The 18,651-nt window shown below is 57.5% G+C and carries 17 protein-coding genes; 6 read left to right on the top strand and 11 right to left on the bottom strand.

Annotated elements, in window-relative coordinates:
- The first annotated feature begins 64 nt into the window (after positions 1-64).
- Positions 65-985 (top strand): AraC family transcriptional regulator N-terminal domain-containing protein, encoded by a 921-nt coding sequence (locus AB6731_RS09790; RefSeq protein WP_371006285.1) that lies wholly within the window; start codon positions 65-67, stop codon positions 983-985.
- Positions 986-1,055: 70 nt separating this feature from the next.
- On the opposite strand, the gene AB6731_RS09785 is transcribed toward AB6731_RS09790, so the two are convergent.
- The 5 genes from AB6731_RS09785 to AB6731_RS09765 all read right to left on the bottom strand — a co-directional run bounded on the left by AB6731_RS09785 (position 1,056) and on the right by AB6731_RS09765 (position 5,213).
- The gene (locus AB6731_RS09785; protein WP_020885102.1) at positions 1,056-1,451 is read right to left on the bottom strand and encodes a YidB family protein; all 396 of its coding nucleotides are present in this window, start codon (positions 1,449-1,451) and stop codon (positions 1,056-1,058) included.
- Between the two features lie 44 nt (positions 1,452-1,495).
- Positions 1,496-1,945, bottom strand: a complete 450-nt coding sequence (gene lysM / locus AB6731_RS09780) for a peptidoglycan-binding protein LysM (protein WP_020885103.1) — start codon at positions 1,943-1,945, stop codon at positions 1,496-1,498.
- Positions 1,946-2,150: 205 nt separating this feature from the next.
- A complete protein-coding gene (locus AB6731_RS09775; RefSeq protein WP_181240096.1) occupies positions 2,151-3,014 on the bottom strand; it encodes an HlyD family secretion protein in 864 nt (287 codons plus the stop codon).
- Entirely contained in the window at positions 3,011-3,226 is a 216-nt protein-coding gene (locus AB6731_RS09770; protein ID WP_025204767.1) for a DUF1656 domain-containing protein, read from the bottom strand. Before AB6731_RS09770 ends, AB6731_RS09775 begins: the two co-directional genes overlap by 4 nt.
- Entirely contained in the window at positions 3,216-5,213 is a 1,998-nt protein-coding gene (locus AB6731_RS09765; RefSeq protein WP_371006284.1) for an FUSC family protein, read from the bottom strand. The genes AB6731_RS09770 and AB6731_RS09765 overlap by 11 nt, the downstream gene beginning before the upstream one ends.
- Before the next feature lie 76 nt (positions 5,214-5,289).
- Between AB6731_RS09765 and AB6731_RS09760 the strand changes: the two genes are divergently transcribed.
- On the top strand, positions 5,290-6,084 hold the full coding sequence (locus AB6731_RS09760) for a helix-turn-helix domain-containing protein (protein ID WP_025204769.1): 795 nt from the start codon (positions 5,290-5,292) through the stop codon (positions 6,082-6,084).
- Here AB6731_RS09760 and AB6731_RS09755 read toward each other — a convergent pair.
- Positions 6,081-6,971, bottom strand: a complete 891-nt coding sequence (locus tag AB6731_RS09755) for an oxidoreductase (protein WP_032677591.1) — start codon at positions 6,969-6,971, stop codon at positions 6,081-6,083. The genes AB6731_RS09760 and AB6731_RS09755 overlap by 4 nt on opposite strands.
- 143 nt (positions 6,972-7,114) lie before the next feature.
- Here AB6731_RS09755 and AB6731_RS09750 point away from each other — a divergent pair, with 143 nt between their 5' ends.
- Entirely contained in the window at positions 7,115-8,236 is a 1,122-nt protein-coding gene (locus AB6731_RS09750) for a YbdK family carboxylate-amine ligase (RefSeq protein WP_040016833.1), read from the top strand.
- Here the strand turns inward: AB6731_RS09750 and AB6731_RS09745 are convergent.
- From AB6731_RS09745 to AB6731_RS09735, 3 genes are all read right to left on the bottom strand, one after another.
- Positions 8,187-11,321, bottom strand: a complete 3,135-nt coding sequence (locus tag AB6731_RS09745) for an efflux RND transporter permease subunit (protein ID WP_371006283.1) — start codon at positions 11,319-11,321, stop codon at positions 8,187-8,189. The two genes, AB6731_RS09750 and AB6731_RS09745, sit on opposite strands and share 50 nt — an antisense overlap.
- A 9-nt stretch (positions 11,322-11,330) precedes the next feature.
- Positions 11,331-12,392: an efflux RND transporter periplasmic adaptor subunit gene (locus tag AB6731_RS09740; protein WP_044858095.1), complete on the bottom strand. Its 1,062-nt coding sequence runs from the start codon at positions 12,390-12,392 to the stop codon at positions 11,331-11,333.
- A gap of 106 nt (positions 12,393-12,498) precedes the next feature.
- Complete coding sequence (locus AB6731_RS09735) at positions 12,499-15,207, bottom strand: cation-transporting P-type ATPase (RefSeq protein ID WP_047744073.1); 2,709 nt, start codon at positions 15,205-15,207, stop codon at positions 12,499-12,501.
- 488 nt (positions 15,208-15,695) lie between these two features.
- Here AB6731_RS09735 and AB6731_RS09730 point away from each other — a divergent pair, with 488 nt between their 5' ends.
- On the top strand, positions 15,696-15,944 hold the full coding sequence (locus AB6731_RS09730; protein WP_025204775.1) for a DUF1158 domain-containing protein: 249 nt from the start codon (positions 15,696-15,698) through the stop codon (positions 15,942-15,944).
- A gap of 58 nt (positions 15,945-16,002) precedes the next feature.
- On the opposite strand, the gene AB6731_RS09725 is transcribed toward AB6731_RS09730, so the two are convergent.
- Positions 16,003-16,344: a RamA family antibiotic efflux transcriptional regulator gene (locus AB6731_RS09725; protein ID WP_020885132.1), complete on the bottom strand. Its 342-nt coding sequence runs from the start codon at positions 16,342-16,344 to the stop codon at positions 16,003-16,005.
- Between the two features lie 32 nt (positions 16,345-16,376).
- Positions 16,377-17,480 (bottom strand): MBL fold metallo-hydrolase, encoded by a 1,104-nt coding sequence (locus tag AB6731_RS09720; RefSeq protein ID WP_020885133.1) that lies wholly within the window; start codon positions 17,478-17,480, stop codon positions 16,377-16,379.
- 190 nt (positions 17,481-17,670) lie between these two features.
- Between AB6731_RS09720 and AB6731_RS09715 the strand changes: the two genes are divergently transcribed.
- Both AB6731_RS09715 and AB6731_RS09710 read left to right on the top strand, forming a co-directional pair.
- Positions 17,671-18,261: a TetR/AcrR family transcriptional regulator gene (locus AB6731_RS09715; RefSeq protein WP_020885134.1), complete on the top strand. Its 591-nt coding sequence runs from the start codon at positions 17,671-17,673 to the stop codon at positions 18,259-18,261.
- Positions 18,251-18,619 carry an MmcQ/YjbR family DNA-binding protein gene (locus AB6731_RS09710; protein WP_020885135.1) on the top strand — a complete coding sequence of 123 codons (369 nt, stop codon included), beginning with the start codon at positions 18,251-18,253 and terminating at the stop codon, positions 18,617-18,619. The genes AB6731_RS09715 and AB6731_RS09710 overlap by 11 nt, the downstream gene beginning before the upstream one ends.
- Positions 18,620-18,651: the final 32 nt, after the last annotated feature.

The following is an 18,651-nucleotide window of genomic DNA, read 5'->3' as shown; positions in this document are numbered from 1 at the left end:
CCGCCCTGCCGTATTTTTAGGCCGTATTTTCTCTTTTTATTGCCTGATTTTATGAGGTGCAGTGATGTCCGGTATGATTACCTTAGTAAAAGCACTGGCGGTGCAGGAGGGGTACAACCTGACGGCGTTGCCTGATGTGCGAATTTTGCGTGCCGACCGCCCGCTTGCGCGAACGCCCGTGCTTTACGATCCGGGGATTGTGATTGTCTGCCAGGGCAGCAAACGCGGTTTTTTCGGTCAGCAGACCTATCTGTATGATGAACAGCACTATCTGGCCGTGTCAGTTCCGGTGCCGTTTGTGATGGAAACCGACGCGTCGGCAGAACACCCCTTACTGGCGATATATCTGCATCTGGATTTTCAGCTTGCCGCTGAACTGATGTTGCAGATTGAGCAGCATCACGCCCCACATCCTCCCGCTGCGCCACAAAGCATGATGTCGAGCCCGATGGACGACGCGGTAAAAACGGCCGTGCTGCGCCTGCTTGAAGTACTGAACAATCCGCTTGAGGCGGCGATCCTCGGCCCGGCGCGGGTGCGAGAGCTCTATTTTCGCGTATTGACGGGGCCCCAGGGCAAGGCCATGCGCGCCGCGCTGGCCTTACAGGGGCAGTTCGGCAAAATTGGCAAAGTGCTGCAGCACATCCATGCCGCCTACGCTGAGCCGTTAACGCTTAATCAACTGGCGATGGAGGCCGGAATGAGTGTGCCGACGTTTCACACCCATTTCAAAGCGATAACCGGTATGCCGCCGATGCAGTATGTGAAATCGGTGCGCCTGCACCAGGCAAGGATGTTGATGGTGCGTCAGCATATTACCGCCGCCGCCGCGAGCTACGCCGTCGGTTATGAAAGTCCGTCGCAGTTTAATCGTGAATTCAAACGGCTGTTTGGTTTGCCACCCGCAGAGGAAATAAAACGCATGCAGCGTAATTTCGCCGTTCCGCCTGTGCAGCAGGCGTCGATATTTGTCTCTTCCCATTAAGCCTGATACTACATACCAGGCCTGAATACAGGCCTGGTATGTACACGGCGTCATGACGCTGCGGATTGCACTAACTCAGGAACTTACCTTTGAGCAGATTAAGTCCCGCAGACATCAGGTCGCCCTGGGCCGGGGCTTCGCCCTGCGGTGAAAGACCGTCGACGATTTTAGGCAGGTATTCAGCAATCAGCGTCGACGCGGTTTGAGAATCCACGCCCAGTTTTGCGCCGAGATCCTGCAGCGCAGGCGATCCAAACACCGATGTGATCTGTTCGCTGTTGACCGACTGATTACTCTGCTGGCTAAGCCACGACTCGACAACGCCGCCCAGGCCGCCATTGCGGAATTTTTCGAGGATCCCCTGAATGCCGCCCTGCTGCTCAATCCAGGTCATGATCGCCTGGAGTTGCTCCGTCTTACCGCCCTGCCCGCCAGCCAGGCTGCCGATTTGATCTAATAATCCCATCACAGACTCCCTACAAACATCGCTAACACGTCCTGATTGACGGCTTACTTAGCCGGGATAATCAGTACCTGACCCGGGTAGATTTTGTCGGGATGCGTCAGCATCGGTTTATTGGCTTCAAAAATACGCTGATACTCATTGGCAGAGCCATACATCGCTTTTGAGATGGCGCTCAGGGTATCGCCGGATTTCACCGTGTAATAGCGGCTTTCCACCCCGCTTTGGGTGACGGTCACGCTATCATTGACCTGACCAATCCCGGTGACGTTACCTACCGCCACCAGAATTTTTTCTTTATCTTCCTGGGAGCCCACGTCGCCGGTCACCGTCGCCGTACCGTCGTCCGCGACATTAATGTTGACCTTTTCGGCACCAGGCAGGTTAAGACTATCAATATGTTTTTTCAGCTTGTCGGCCTGATCTTCCTTGCTACCGCCGGATACGGCATCCCAGATTTTCTCGCCCGCTTCTTTCACAAAACTTAATAATCCCATCTTCCACACCTCCATAACTGTTTCATGGTGAACATTTTCATTGGTTCCCGTTGCAGGATGTACGATGCGGTGTCTCCGCTCTGGCTGAAAAATCCAGAAACAGCACAACCTGCCACATGAAGTATATCCAATAAGCGTCAGGGTGCAGGATATTTGCCCTGGTATCGCCGTTATGCCGCAATATAAACAGGGACTCCCGTCGCCCTCAACGCACCACCTCCACGCTCGCCGACAACCCGGCTACCAGCTCAATCCCCTTCGGCAATGCATCAATATGTATGCGCACCGGGACGCGCTGCGCCAGCCGCACCCAGCTAAACGTCGGCTCGATGTCGGGAAGCCCAAGCCCGCCCGTCTCATCGTTGTTATCACCGATCCCATGGCCGATGCTCTCAACATGCCCGGCAATCACCGGTTCATAGCCCATCAACACGATATGCGCCGTGTCCCCAACGCGAATATGGCGAAGTTTGGTCTCCTCGAAATACCCCACCACCCAGAAACTGTGCGCATCGACGATGGCGACCTTAGTCTCCCCCGCGGTGGCATAGTCCCCCGGGCGAAGCCGCAGATGGGTGATATAACCCGAGACGGGAGCCCGTACGGTGGCGTGGGACAAATTAAGCTCGGCCAGCTCCAGCGCGGCCAGCGCACCATGATAATTCGCCACCGCGACGTTCGCGGCGCTGCCCGTTTGCTGTAAATCCTCGCTGGATATCGCGGCTTTAATCTGAGCGCGTCGTCTGGCGGCATCCTGTCGCATCACCATCTCATACCGTCTGGATTCCACCTCAGCCTGCGCGCTGGCCACCGCCAGCGTGAGCCAGTGCGGGTCGATAGCGTAGAGCACATCGCCCCGGTTAACCCACTGGTTATCCCGGACGGCCACGCGGACTACCGGCCCGGATACGTCCGGCGCAATCTGTACCACATCCGCCCGTACACGGCCGTCGCGGGTCCAGGGCGTTTGCGCATAATGTTTCCACATCATAAAAGCCAGAAGTGTGGCCGCCGCGACGGCACATAACGTCAGCGCATAGCGACCGACCAGAGAAAGTAATGATTTCATCTAAATAACCCCAGCGCGGTCAGGCCCTGCATCAGCAGGAAAAAGGTGACCAGATAAGTTGAAACGTCCAGCAGCGGGCGAAAAGGCAAATGACGGTAGAGCCTGCTGAGCGATAAAAGCGCGATGAGTGCCAGCGTGCAGGCCAGCGCCGCGAGCGCGGTGACAAGCAGTCCCGGGATAAAAACGCCCCCGATATTCAGATCATTGACCATCGTCTGCCCTCCGTAATGCGCAATGTAAATCCACCAGATGGCCGACAAACTGGCGCGTTTGTGCATCTGCGGCAGGCAAACAGAGGCGGATGTGGTCGGCGATGTGTTCACGCAAGGCGTCGGTGTCGTTCAGGTGATACAGACGCGCGCTGATCTCTCTGCTCGCGGGCATATCGCAGCGGCGTAAATGCATCACCGAAAGGCCGATGCGCAGCGCGCGCAGCAGCGGGTTAAGCACCTGCTCTGAGGCACGTCCGCTGCGCTGCAGGCGCGGCAGTAACAGGGCAGCGCGGTCAATCATCAGATTGGACCAGTGCGTCTCATCCAGCAGAAGCTTGCCCTTCACGCTGCGACGAATATCGCGCTGGCACAGCGTGTGCAGACGTGCGATGGCCGCGTCGGCCTGCACGGTTTGCAGCAGGCTCATGCTGATAACAGCAAAGCCGGTTGCGGCAAACAGCGCAATGGCGGAATTGGCCGCCGTGGCAAAATCTCCGCTGTAGTGGGCACCCAGCTCGCACAACACCGGCAGCGTCAGGGTGATCCCCATCGCCATAAACGTGGTGGGAGGACGTGCCTGAAGCGACCCGGCCAGCAGATATACCGGCGCCAGCACGGCCACCAGCACGGGGAAATCGCTCACCTGCGGAAGCAGCGCAAAGCTGTACAGCAGGCTAATCAAGACGCCCCAGAACGAGCCAATAATGTATTTCACTATGTGCGGAGCCGGGGTGTCGAAACTGCCAAACAGCGTGCAGCAGACCCCAAGGATAGAGACCGCCGTGCTGCCATCGGGCCAGGCGGAGAAGATCCAGACCAGGCAGCCGCTCAGGATAATGGCGAACGCGCCCAGCGCGGTGCGGGCGGCAGTAAGAGGATCGCGGTGAAAAACATACCCTTTAACTGCCCTGCCCGCCGTCAGTCCGTGGGCGGGCTTCGCATGGTGGATGGCATCAGAAAGACGTTCGCACTGCTGCAACAGCGTAATGGCCTGCGTCAGATAACGGACAAAACTGGCCTGTAGCGCGTCGTCCATCGTCCGGGCCTCTGCAGCGTAGCGCTCTGCGAGCTGTTCACTGCGTGCTATTAACGCATCTGCCGTGCTATGGCGTGCAGCATCTTCATCCCCCAGCCAGGCCTGAACGTCGTCGAGCAATACCTGCAACCCGGCAGGCACCGTCGCCGGTAAGCGATCGCGTAATTCACAGTTGACGATGACCAGCCGCGCCAGTCGGTCATGGATAGCCTTTCTGCCCTGCCGCACCGGAGCAGACAGGGCAAAATCATACGGAATATGGTGGCTTATACCCTGCAGAAACTGCAGCGCCAGCGCCAGATGCAGCGGGTCTGAAACCGCGACGGGTTTGCCTGCGAGGGTGTCAGCCACCCGCTCACGCGCGGCGTGCAGGGTTTGCGATAACTTACTGTTGAACAGGCCGGAGATACGCGCGGGTAACACATAACGATGTATCAGCGCCGCGCAGAAGATCCCAATGACAATCTCCTGCACACGGATAATAGCGATATTAAAAATCCCGCCGGGGTCGGATACCGCAGGAAAACCAATCAGGCTCGCAGTGTACCCGGCCAGCACAAAGGCATACGCCCGCGGGGTGCGCTCCAGCAGAGATAAATAGAGGCAGAACGTGATCCAGCCCGACAGCATCACGCTGCAGAGGATCGGCATATTGACGAAGACAGGTACGATCGCAACGGTGGCGCAGGCCCCCACAACGGTGCCGGCCAGACGATAGAGACTTCTGCTCAGCGAGGCCCCCACCGACGTCTGCGACACGATATAGACGGTAATAATGGCCCATGATGGACGTTCGAGGCCTATCGACAGCGCAATGGAGTAAGCGAGCATCGCCGCTGCAAAACTTCTCGCGGAATAGAGCAGCGCGCTGGCATCGTTACGCAGCACGGGAGAAAACCGCTCACGTATGGTGCGCCAAAAATAAGAATGAAAAGCGTTTAATGTGTTCATGCCAGAATTATTACTGGCTTGCGAACCCGCTTAAATACTCTATTCTGTCAAAAAATACCTAAATGTTGCCAGAAACGTGAAACCTCAACTTGCCAATACGCTCTTCGACCCTGACGCCACCGCATGCCCGGCCGTAGCCCGACATCTGGATTTCGTGGAGTACGCCGCGGAAGTGCCGGTGCACACCCACCGTAAGGGGCAGCTGATTATTGCTTTGTATGGCGCGGTGATTTGTCATGCGGAAAATGATATCTGGATCGTGCCGCCAGACTGTGCCGTCTGGATCCCTGGCGGGATCGCACACAGCGCCAAAGCGACCTGGAATGCTCATCTCAACTATCTGTTTATTGAGCCCGGTGCCGCCGCGCTGCCGGAGAAATGCTGCACGCTGGCCATTTCCCCGTTAATCAAAGCGCTGGTTGACCGTTTGACGCATGAACGCGTTGATTATCCGCCAGAGAGCCATGCCGCGCGGCTGACCAGAGTGACGCTTGATGAGCTCGCCAGCATGCCGCAGCAGAAGCTGAGCCTGCCCGTTTCAGCCCATCCCAAAATACGCGCCATGGCCGACGCGCTGGTCAGCCATCCTGACGACAGAAGCACCCTGAAAGCGTGGGCGAAACGGCTGGCGCTGAGCGAGCGCTCCTTTGCACGTTTGATGGCGCGCGAGACCGGGCTGAGCTTTGGCCGCTGGCGTCAGCAGCTGCAGTTGATTATTGCCCTGCAGGAGCTGGCAAGCGGTGTCCCGGTCCAGAACGTGGCGACAACGCTTGGGTATGAATCCGTGAATGCGTTTATCACCATGTTCAGGAAAGCCATGGGCACCACGCCCGCGCACTATTTTGCCGAACGAAAAGTCAGCGGCCGTTAACCCGGCCCTTCGCTGCCTGCAGCAAGCAGGGGAACCAGCACATCGCTAATCGGAACGGGAATACCGTGAGCACGACCATAACGCTGGATCACGCCGTTGCGGATATCCCACTCCATGGGACGGTTGGCCTGACGATCGGCGAGGATAGACGTGCCTAAATCGGCAGGTGCGCGCTGGAAATTCGCCAGGATCTCCTGCGCAACGTCATCGTGCAGCACCGCGCCTTCTGCTCGGGCCACGGCAAGCCCCTCGCGCAAATACGCCAGCGCCAGCTCGCTGATATCCTCACGGGAGAACATCCCGGCACGACGATTCGCAAGCACCATCAGGCCTGCAACCGCATTTTGCAGCAGCTTGCGCCATGCGACGGTAAGAAAATCTGCCGACAAGTCTACCGCGCAGCGCGTGCCGTTCAGCGCATCAGCCACCCGTTTTGCCTGCGGCACATCCGGCAGCGTCAACCGCGGACTGGCCCGCAGCCAGACGGAGGCATCCGGCTCACGCTGCGCCGGGAACCAGACCACCGACGGCAGTACCGTCGCGCCATTGACCCACGGTGCCAGCTGGGCCTTTTGCTCGACGCCGTTTTGCAACGCGCAAACCACCGTGTTTTCATCGCACAGCGCGTTCAGCCATCCCGCGCTGTCGGCGTTCTGGGTCGTTTTCACTGCGATAAAAACCAGATCGTACGGACGATCGATGACCGTCGGATCGGTTAATACCGGACCGGGTACCACGATTTCACCCTCATCGTGCCGCAAACGTAATTGCGGGTGTGCGGTACGTCCGCACAGTTGCGGCGTGCGGCCAGCCTCATGCAGCACCGCAGCGATAGTGGTTCCGATTGCACCGGGTCCAATCAGCGCAATGGTTGGATAGTCAGACATTGTTAACTCCCCTGGTCGCTAAAGCCCTAATCAGTGTACCGTGGCGTTCAGCATAGCCGCCACACGTCCCTTTATACCACCGCCTGAAGTGGGAGCCATACCCGTTGTCTATACTCATTTCATCTACGACAACGGAGTGCACCATGCCATTACCCGATTTCCATTCCTCTGAACCTTATACCCTTGGTATTGAACTTGAACTGCAGGTGGTTAACCCGCCGGGGTACGATCTGAGCCAGGACTCCTCCGCCCTTATCGCTGCCGTCAAAGACGACATCAAAGGCGGGGAGGTGAAGCACGATATCACCGAGAGCATGCTCGAAATCGCCACCGGCGTGTGTCAGAACATTGATCAGGCCGCCGCACAAATCTCGGTGATGCAGCAAAGTATTCTGCGCGCCGCTGCGGAGCAGCATATTCAGATCTGCGGCGGTGGGACGCACCCTTTCCAGAAGTGGCAGCGTCAGGAGGTGTGCGATGACGAGCGCTATAACGTCACGCTCGAACGGTTTGGCTATCTGATTTTGCAGGCGACGGTATTCGGCCAGCACGTGCATGTCGGGTGTCGGACCGGCGACGACGCTATTTATCTGCTGCATGGTTTGTCGCGCTTTGTCCCCCACTTTATTGCTCTGGCGGCGTCCTCACCCTATATGCAGGGTACGGACACGAAGTTCGCCTCGTCGCGACTCAATATCTTCTCGGGATTTCCGGATAATGGACAGATGCCGTGGGTGAACAACTGGCAGGAGTTCGAAGGGTTGTTTCGTCGTCTGAGCGCCACCAGCATGATCGACAGCATTAAAGATTTGCACTGGGATATTCGCCCCAGCCCGCATTTTGGCACGGTCGAGGTGCGGGTGATGGATACACCGCTGACGCTCGGCCACGCGATCAACATCGCCGGGTTGATTCAGGCGACGTCTCACTGGCTGCTGACCACGCGGCCCTATAAGCATCAGGAAAAGGATTTTCTGCTGTACCGCTTTAACCGTTTTCAGGCGTGTCGTTATGGATTAGAGGGCATTCTGACGGACGTGCAGACTGGCGAGCACAAAACCGTGGCGGAAGATATTGGGTGGCTGCTGGAGCAGGTTGCGCCGTCGGCCGAGAAGCTCGGCGCGACGAGCGCGATTAAGGAAATAGCCCTGATGTTAAAACAGGGCAAGAGCGAGGCGCAGCGCATGCGCGATTTTATCGCAGACGGCGGTTCGCTTATTTCTCTGGTTCAGAAACATTGCGAGCTGTGGGCGACGAGTCCGTAAGGCGATGCCCCCACTCACGCAGGCGCTGGAACAGCACAAACAGCGCCGGGATAAACAGAATGCCGACCACGGTGGCCACCAGCATCCCGCTGAACACCGTGGTGCCAATGATGCGGCGGCTCTGCGCCCCTGCCCCGGACGCCAGCATCATCGGCAGCACACCGATAATAAATGACACCGCCGTCATCATCACCGCCCGGAAGCGGCGGGAGGCGCCTTCACGGGCCGCATCGACAATCGCCATCCCCTCATGACGCCGTGCGCGGGCAAACTCGACGATCAGGATCGCGTTCTTGGCCGCCAGCGCGATTAACAGCACCAGGCCAATCTGCACATACACATCGTTGGCGTATCCCGCGATCCACAGCCACACCAGCGCGCCCCCGATGGCGAACAGGACTGAGAGCATCACGCTCGCGGGCAGCGTCCAGCTCTCATACTGCGCGACAAGGAACAACCACGCCATAACCACCGCGGCCAGGACAATCCAGATGGCCTGATTTCCGGTCTGCTGCTCCTGATAAGACATCCCGCTCCAGGCATAGTCGTACCCGGCAGGCAGGTTTTCCGCCAGAAGCTCGCTCATCACGGCCATCGCCGTGCTGCTGCTCACGCCGTCTGCCGCCGACCCGCTCACTGACACCGACGGGAACTGGTTGTACTGCTGCAGGAACGGTGCGCCAACGGTCGGGGTAATCGTGACAAGATTACTCAGACGCACCCGCTCACCGTTATTGCTGCGCACGAACAATTCGCTGATTTGCCCGGCACGCTCGCGCCACTGCATTTCGTTCTGTACCACCACGTGGTAGACGCGGTTGTTAACGCTAAAATCCCCGGCCCGCGTGCCGCCAAAGGCGGTTTGCAGGCTGCTGAAGATGCGCGAGACCGGCACGTCGAGGCGGGCAGCGCGCTCGCGATCAACGGTCAGCGTCAGCTGCGGCACGTTGCTGCTCCAGGTGGTAAACACCCGGTTAAGCTGCGGATGCTGGTTAGCTTTTATCAGAACGTTGCGGGTAACGCGTTCCAGCTCCGCCGGGCTTTGCCCCGCCTGGGCCTGAATACGCAGGTCGAAGCCGGAGGCGTTGCCCAACCCCGGCAACGTCGGCGGGGCGAAGGTCATGATGGTCGCTTCCGGCAGCGCCAGCAGCTGACGCTGCAGCGTTCCCATCACCTCATCAAGCGGCGGACGCTCACTCCATGTCTTCAGCATGATGGAGATAAACCCGCCGTTAGACGCGCTGGTACCGTTGAGAATGTTAAAACCGGAAACCTGAATCACATCCTCGACCGCAGGGTGTCTGGCGATAAGCTCCCGCGCAGTGGTCATCACCGCTTCGGTACGCTCCAGCGACGCCGCTTCCGGCAGTTGCACGCTGGCGAAGAAGTAGCCCTGATCTTCCTGCGGCAGGAAGCCCTTTGGCATCGACATAAAGCTGAACACCACCACGCCCGCCGCGCCAGCCGTTGCCAGCAGCACCAGCCACGGACGGAGGTTAATGCAGTTAACGATGCGGGTATAAACGGTGCGCGTGGTTTCCAGTCCGCGGTTGAAAACGCGGTAAACCGCGACTGGCTTCTTCGGGCGCGGGCGCAGCAACAGTGCACAGAGCGCTGGCGTCAGGGTCAGCGCCACCAGGCTTGAGAGCGTGACGGCGGTGGAGAGCGTGACCGCGAACTGGCGATACAACTCCCCCACGATCCCCGGCAGCAGCGCCACCGGCACAAACACCGCCAGCAGCACCAGGGTGGTGGCAATCACCGGCCCGGCAATCTGGCGCAGCGCCTGTGCGGTAGCCGCCGTGCGGCTTTGCCCTTCCGCCATCAGCGTTTCAACGCTCTCCACCACCACAATGGCGTCATCCACCACCATGGTGAGTGCCAGAATAATGGCGAACAGGCTGAGCGTGTTGGCCGAATAACCGAGGGTATAGAGCACCGCAAAGGTGCCGACCAGCGACACTGGAATAGCGAGCGCCACAATCAGCGTCGCACGCCAGCTCTGCAGAAATAAGGAAACCACCACCACGACGGCGAGCAGGGTCAGCGCCAGCGAGACACCAATCTCCTTGATGGTCGCGGCGACAAAGGTGGTGGTATCGAATTTTACTTCATAGGTCAGATCGTCCGGGAAGCGTGCAGAAAGTCGCGCCAGCTCCGCGCGAACCGCATCGGCTACGCGCAGGGCGTTGGCGGACGGCGTAGGGTAGATGCCAAGATAGGCCGAGTCATGCCCGTTCAGCTGGGCGCCGGAGCTGTAGCTGCGCGACCCCAGTTCAATCGTGGCGACATCTTTCAGGCGCACCAGCTGGCCCATCTCCCCCGCACGGATAATGATGTCTGCAAAGTCCTCAGCCTGATTTAAACGCCCCAGGCCGTTAATCGTCAGGGTTTGCTGCTGGCCGTTAAACACCGGCGGCGTTCCGACCTGGCCTGCCGCCCCCTGGACGTTCTGCTCGCGTAACGCCTGAGCCACGTCATCGGTGGTCACGTTCAGGGCGTTCATGCGATCCGGACGCAGCCAGATACGCATGCTGTAGTCGCGCGCGCCAAACATCTGCACCTGCCCGACGCCCGGCAAACGCGCCAGCGCTTCACGTACCTGCGTGCTGGCGTAGTTACTGACGAAAAGCGGCGTGTGGGTATTGTCCGGTGAGTAAAGGCTTACCCCCATCATCAGATTGGTGGCGCGTTTACGCACCTGCACGCCGTTTTGCTGCGCCTCGGTGGGCAATTGCGCCACAGCCTGCGCCACGCGGTTTTGCACGTCGATGGCGGCCAGATCCGGATCGGTCCCTGCTGCAAATGTGATGTTCAGGCTGTAGGCACCTTCATCGGAACTGGTGGATTCCATATAGAGCATGTGATCCACGCCGTTAAGCTGAGTCTCCAGCGGCGTGGCAATGGCTTCCGCCACGTCAGCCGAACTGGCACCGGGCCAGCTGGCGGAGACATTCACCACCAGTGGGGTGATCTGCGGGTACTGCTCCACCGGGATAATCTTCAGCGCGATGGCACCCAGCAGGGTTATCACCAGCGCAATCACCATCGCGAAGCGCGGGCGTTTGATGAAAAACGTCAGCATGATGGCTCCTTAATTCAGTATCTGGACGGCTGCGCCAGGCTGTACGCGCTGGGCACCGTCGGTGATCGCTCGCTCACCGGGATGTAAGCCGGATGAAATCTCAAACTGCTGGCCAATCTGTCCGGCAATCTTCAGCGGGCGTTTTTCGGCTTTGCCTTCTGCGTTTACCACCCAGGCAAAGAATCCCTCGCCGTTTTGCTGTACCGCCGCAGCGGGCACTGTCAGCACCGGCTGCGCGCTTGCCGGACGCAGGTAGACATTCACATTGCCGCCCGGCAGCAGCTGATGGCGCGGGTTGGCGAATTCGGCGCGCAGCATCACGCTGGCGGTACGCGGGTCGATACGATTGTCCACGGAGGTCAGTTCACCGCTCAGGCGCTGACCATTGCTGTCAATCCGCGCCTGCCAGGCGCGCTTCAGGGCGCTGATATCCGCATGTTGTCCGGCTTTGGTGGCAAACGCCCCCTCTTCCAGCGCAAAGGCGATACGGATCGGATCAAGCTGCACGACATCCACCAGCACGCCGCTTGACGGGTTCACCAGGCTGCCGGCATGGAACTGGCTGTGCCCCACGCGGCCATCAATCGGCGATGTGATGCGCGTGTACGCCAGCGTCACGTTACGGGTTTCGAGGCGAGCTTTCGCCTGCTCCAGCGCAGCGCTGGCGACATCGCGCTGCATGCGCGCGTTATCCACGTCGTGACGGCTGATGGCATTGCTGTTGCCCAGGCTTTCAAAGCGTGAAAGCTGCTGCTGCGCCTGACGCAGCGTGGCTTCCGCGCTCTTTACCTCCGCCTGTGCCAGACGCACGGCGGCGCGTGGCTCGGCATCGTCCAGCTCAAACAGCACGTCACCTTTTTTCACGTATTGTCCGTCGCGAAAATGAACCTGGGTAATCACGCCTTCCGTGCGCGCTTTTATCTCGACGGTATGAATGGCTTCAATGCGGCCAGGCACGTGCCGTTCAGCTGCGTGGGTCGTTTGCTCCACAACCGCCACGCGAACCGGAATGGCAGCAGCAAACGCGGGTTGAAAGAGGGCGAGGAGGACGAACAGGAGCGGGAATTTCATGGGGATGTACCTCTGATGTGTTTCCCTCACCCCGGCCCTCTGCCCAATGAAAGGGAGGTCAGCATCCCCTCTCCCGGCGGGAGAGGGTTAAGGTGAGGGCAAAAGGTTATGCAGCCTTACGGAACCTGCGGGTCAGTCGCTTCTCGATTTCAACAACGAAGAACATCACCGCGGCTACCGCCAGCGTGACGAACCAGTAGCGCAGAGGCAGCGCTTCCGTGCCGAAAAGCATCTGCATAAACGGCAGGTAGATGATTGCCGCCTGGAGCAGGAACAACACGCCTGTGACCAGCCAAATCCCTTTGTTCGCCAGCAGGCCACGGTTCAGGGAGAACCCTTCAGTGTTGCGGCAGTTAATCATGTATACCCACTGGGCGCAGACCAGCATCTGTAGCAGCACGGTGCGGATAAACTCCGCGCTGTGGCCGCGCGGTGCCAGCCAGGCTTCCAGCGCAAAGGCGGCGATGGCAATCATGGTCCCGACGAAGGCCACGCGCCATACGGCGTACGCATCCATCACGTGCTGTCCGGTCTGACGCGGCGGACGCTTCATGATGTTGCGCTCAGCGGCTTCAAAGGCCAGGCCAAAGGAGAGCGTGGCGGAGGTTGCCATGTTCATCCACAAAATCAGTACCGGCGTCAGCGGGATAATATTCCCTGCCAGCAGCGCAATAACAATCAGCAACCCCTGCGCCAGGTTGGTCGGCATAATGAACAGAATGGTTTTCTTCAGGTTGTCGTAAACGCGACGCCCCTCTTTTACCGCGCTGGCGATGGTGGCGAAGTTATCGTCGGTCAGGACCATATCCGCCGCCTCTTTGGTCACTTCGGTGCCTTTAATGCCCATTGCGATGCCCACGTCCGCCTGGCGCAACGCCGGAGCGTCATTCACACCGTCGCCGGTCATGCCCACGATCTCACCCTTGTCCTGCAGGGCTTTCACCAGGCGCAGCTTATGCTCCGGGCTGGTACGGGCGAAAATGTCATATTTCACCGCGGCGTCTGCAAGCTCAGCGTCGTCCATTTTCTCCAGCTGGTAGCCCGTCACCGCCTGCTCGCTGTTGGTGATCCCGAGCATCTGGCCGATGCTCATTGCCGTCTGCGGGTGATCCCCGGTGATCATCTTCACGCGGATCCCGGCCTGCTGGCAGGCATGAATCGCATCAATCGCTTCAGGACGCGGTGGATCCATCATTGCGGCAATACCGAGGAAGATCAGCCCGTGATTCAGATCGTCATGCGTCAGCGCCTGCTCACCGTTCGCCGGTTTGAACGCCGCGGCAACCATACGCAGCCCCTGACGTGCATAGCGCTCCATCTCGGTTTCCCAGTAAGCGCGGTCGAACGCTTCAGCGCCGTTACGGGCCTGCTGCTGTTTACACAGCGCGAAAATCACGTCCGGCGCGCCGGTAATCAGGATGTGCTCCTCGTGACCAATCTGATAGTGGGTGCTCATGTACTTGTACTGCGAATCGAACGGGATCTTGTTAATCAGGGTGGTCATCACCGGCTCAAGATGCGCCTTCGCCGCCAGCACCTTCAGCGCCCCTTCGGTCGGCCCACCGGTGATGCCCCACAGACCGCGTTCGTCCTGAATCAGTTGGCTGTCATTACAGAGATCGACAGTGCGCAGGTACTGCTCCAGCACGGTGCCCGGCTGGATCTGCATCGGCTCGTCGCTGCCTTCCAGGTAAATGTTCCCCACCGGCTCGTAGCTGTTACCGTCCACGCGGTAGCAACTGTCGGCAGTAATGATGGCTTTCACCGTCATCTCGTTCATGGTCAGGGTGCCGGTTTTATCCGAGCAGACCACGGTCATCGCCCCCAGGGTTTCAACCGTTGGCAACTTGCGGATAATCGCCCGCTTGCGTGCCATCGCCTGCACGCCAAGAGAAAGGATGATAGAAATAATGGCTGGCAGACCTTCCGGCACGGACGCGACCGCCAGGCTAATCAGAGAGAGCAGCAGCTCGCCCATGGGGATTTCGCGGAACACCAGGCTGAAGACAAACAGTGCCGCCATCATCGCCAGAATAATGGCGAAGATCGCTTTCCCCAGCTTGTCCATCTGCACCAGCAGCGGCGTACGATGCTTTTCAATACCCGCCATCATCTGGTTAATGTGGCCAAGTTCAGTCTCTTGCCCGGTGGCAATGACCACGCCAATGCCGCCCCCTGCACTCACGGTCGTACCGGAAAAGACCAGGTTAGTGCGGTCGCCCAGCGGTAATTCACCGGTCAGCGGATTAATGTGTTTATCCACCACGGTAGATTCGCCGGTCAGAATAGCCTCTTCCACGCGTAAATTATGCGCTTCGATTAAACGCATATCCGCCGGAATACGATCCCCCGCGCGTAATACAATAATATCGCCCGGGACTATTTCAGTTGTCGGTAGCGTTTCATGATTACCATTGCGAATGACGCGCGCTTCGCTGGAGAGCATATTACGAATACTCTTCAGGGATTTTTCCGCATTGCTTTCCTGAATATGGCCAATTAACGCGTTGATTACCGCCACACCGAGGATAACCAGCGTATCGACCCAGTGGCCCATAACTGCGGTTAATACCGCCGCGGCAAGCAGAACGTAAATCAGTACATCATTAAAATGGGCGAGAAAACGTAGCCAGGCGGGCTTGCCTTTTTTCTCCGGCAACGCGTTAGGGCCATACTGATGCAGACGTGCCTGCGCTTCAGCACGGTCGAGGCCGCTTGCCTGGCTCTGCTTGTTAGCAAGCACTTGCTCAACGGTCTGCTGATACGCCTGCCCACCAGCAGGTGGCATGTTCTGAGAGAGATTTTTTTTGGTCATCGTATTTTTCCTTCAATATACGGTGGACGGAAGCCTGAATTCCTTTCTGGCTTTAATAAATTCATTTTTAAGGCTTGCGGGTAAAATTGATCTACCGCAATATAATTACTGCCGGGATATTCAAAACTAATAACTATTATTCGAATACGATGATTTTTACAAAATATTTCTAAACCAACGCTAAACGAGGAGGAACCATGTTTGGTATTTATCGCGCACGCCGCCTGGCGTTATACATTGTCGCAGCCATTGTTATTGCCACGTTAATTGGATATAGCACTTATATGTTTGTAAAATTATTTGCATGACAAGGACATTTATTTACATAACGCGATAATAATTTAATCGCTTCTGAGAGATTATTCTCTTTCTGTTATTTATTCGCAGAAAAGTGCATTTGATTTAACAAAAAACGTCTGCCGGGTTTATATTGCTTTACGTTCCGCGATGCCGGACAATGACATTTTTAACTGACGATTAACATTAAGATGAAACACCCGTTAGAATCGCTGCTCACAGCGGGGGGCATTTTGTTGATGGCCCTGCTCTCCTGCCTGCTGTTACCTGCGCCGTCGCTTGGGCTGGTGCTGGCGAAAAAGCTGATGACGATCTTCCACATGGTCGATCTTAACCAGCTGTACACCATTTTGTTCTGCGTGTGGTTTTTACTGCTTGGCGCCCTCGAATTCTTCATCCTGCGTTTCGTCTGGCGTCGCTGGTTTTCACTGGCATCGTAAGTAAAAAAACCGGGTGCGGCTGCGCCTTACCCGGTCGGATTTCTGCATAACGACACGTTCAGTGTGTCCGGCTGTGGTTCTCTTTGCGGTACGCGCCAGGCGGCTGGTTGAAGGTACGGGTAAAGATACGCGTAAACGTCTGCTGCGAATCAAAGCCGTAGCGCAAACAGATATCGTAGACGCGCTCGTCCGATTCACGCAGGTCACGCGCTGCCAGCAGCAGCTTGCGTTCGCGAATGTAACGCCCGAGACTTTCGCCCTTGTACTGCATAAACAAACGCTGCAGATGCCATTTCGAGTAACCCGCGTGGCGGGCGATCTCTTCGATACGTAATGGCTGGTGCAGGTTGTCGTCGATCCACTCGACGATGGTGTCGATGACTTGAGCGGAAATGGTCATACTGCTCTCCCCCTCTGCTTCTCGCTTAAACATTATTCCCACCACTCACGAAAGGTTTGCGTGGTATCACTCACGTGAACAGGTTCACCCAGCTCCGGCGTCAGTAGCCGATAATTTTTATCTTTGCTGGCCTGCGCCAGCTGGATCAGCGGATCGTTCCAGGTGTGTTTCGCCAGCACAAAGCGTCCGTTATGACCGGGCACGACAGCTTTCGCGTTAAGGTCAGCCGACGCCTGCGCCGTTTCCGCCGGCATCATGTGAATGTACTTCCAGTCCCGATCGTACTGGCCGTTTTCCATAATGGCTAAATCCACCTCGCCAAACTGCTCACCGATGGCCCTGAAATGCGGGCCGTAACCGGAGTCTCCGCTGTAATAAACCTTCTGCGCCGGCGTGACGAACATAAAGCTCCCCCACAGGGTTTGATCGCGTTTAATCCCGCGTCCGGAGAAGTGACGTGCCGGCAGGACGTGCACCGTTAAGTCATCACTGATGCGCACCGACTGGTTCCAGTCGCGCTCGTCGATAATTTCCGGCTTCATGCCCCAGTAGCGCAGATGAGATCCAACGCCCAGCGGAGTAACCACACGTTTCACCTTCGGCAGTAACGCCCTGATGGTGGCGTAATCCAGATGATCGTAGTGATCGTGGGAGATGATCAGCAGATCGATCTCCGGCATGTTCTGCGCATGCCAGGGATACTCGCCCGCAAAAGCTTTATTGAGGAACGAGAACGGCGCGGCATAGTTGCTGAGTACCGGGTCAATCAGAATACGTTTACCCGCCAGCTGCATATACCACGACGAGTGACCGAGCCAGACCAGCGTGTCCTGCTCCAGCGGCAGACTGGCGAGATCGGTTTTCACCAGCGGCAGCGGCTGCGCGGGACGGGCATTTTCGGTTTTGCGGGTCAGAAATTGCCACCACGCCACCAGCATATTTTGCTCGCCGGTGAAGCCCGGTGTCGGCAACGTATTGTGGAATTTCCCGTCGCGATACTGCGGGGAGGCCTCCACTTCGGTAAGCTGCGCACCCTGCGGTGGCTGGCCAAATCCAGGATTCAGGACAAAAGGTAAACTCGCAGCTGAAGCAATAATCATGACGAACACCACGCAGATGAATAGAGGCTTTTTCATATCCTGACCCGAAAACGCGCCCCATCCGATGGTTTACGCGGGTTGAACTTGATTATGAGTGAGTAAGCACTCATTATAGATATGATGATAAAGTCGTCAAGACGTTTTCGATCTTTGACATTGCGCGTTGCAGCCTGTCAAAGCACGTGTTTCAATCAAGGTTTTTACAATTGACAGGAGGAACAATTTAGTGGCACGTCCGAAGAGTGAAGATAAAAAACAGGCCTTACTGGACGCAGCAACCGCTGCATTTGCACAGTCAGGTATTGCCGCCTCAACGGCCTTAATTGCCCGGAATGCGGGCGTCGCTGAAGGCACACTGTTCCGCTACTTTGCTACCAAAGACGATCTGCTGAATGCCCTCTATCTGCACCTGAAGCAGGATCTCTGCCAGACGATGCTGGCGGAGCTTGATCGCACGCTCACCCTTCCCAAAGAACATACCCGCAATATCTGGAACAGCTACGTGGACTGGGGCATCCGTAATCCTGTCGCTCACGCCGCCATTCGCCAGCTTGGGGTCAGCGAGAAGATCAGCGCCGAAACGGAGCAGGCCGTGCAGGAGATGTTCCCGGAACTGCATGAACTGTGCCGTCGTGCAGTGCGTCCGGTATTTATGTCCGATGAGTTTCGTACCTTTGGTGATGCCATGTTCTTATCGCTTGCCGAAACCACCATGGAATTTGCCACCCGCGATCCGTCCCGCGCCGTCGATTTTAAAGCGCTGGGCTTTGAAGCCATGTGGCGTGGACTCGCCTCCGAGGATATTGATGGACAGTAAATCGCTGCAGGAACACGCCAAACGCGTGGCGCTGGAACTGCCGTTCACCGAACACTGCTGGCCGTTCGGGCCGGAATTTGATGTGTTTAAAGTGGGTGGCAAGATTTTCATGATTGTTGCGGTTGCTCACGGGCGACCGCATGTCAGCCTGAAATCCGATCCGGAAAAATCCCTGTTAAACCAGCAGATCTACCGCGGCGTTGAGCCGGGGTATCATCTCAATAAAAAGCACTGGATTTCACTCTACGGCACCGACGATGTTACGCCGGAACTGGTGGCCGATCTCATCAACGATTCCTGGAATCTGGTCGTCGATAAACTGCCGAAAAAAGACCAGAAATGGATCAGGCCGCGCTGATTGTTCGTCTGAGACGAACAGATTAAGCGCTC

The organism is Enterobacter sp. RCC_40 (assembly GCF_041360735.1).
GTDB classification, from domain to species: domain Bacteria; phylum Pseudomonadota; class Gammaproteobacteria; order Enterobacterales; family Enterobacteriaceae; genus Enterobacter; species Enterobacter ludwigii.
Note: the sequence above shows the minus strand (reverse complement) of the source record. Positions and strands in the feature narration are given on the sequence as shown.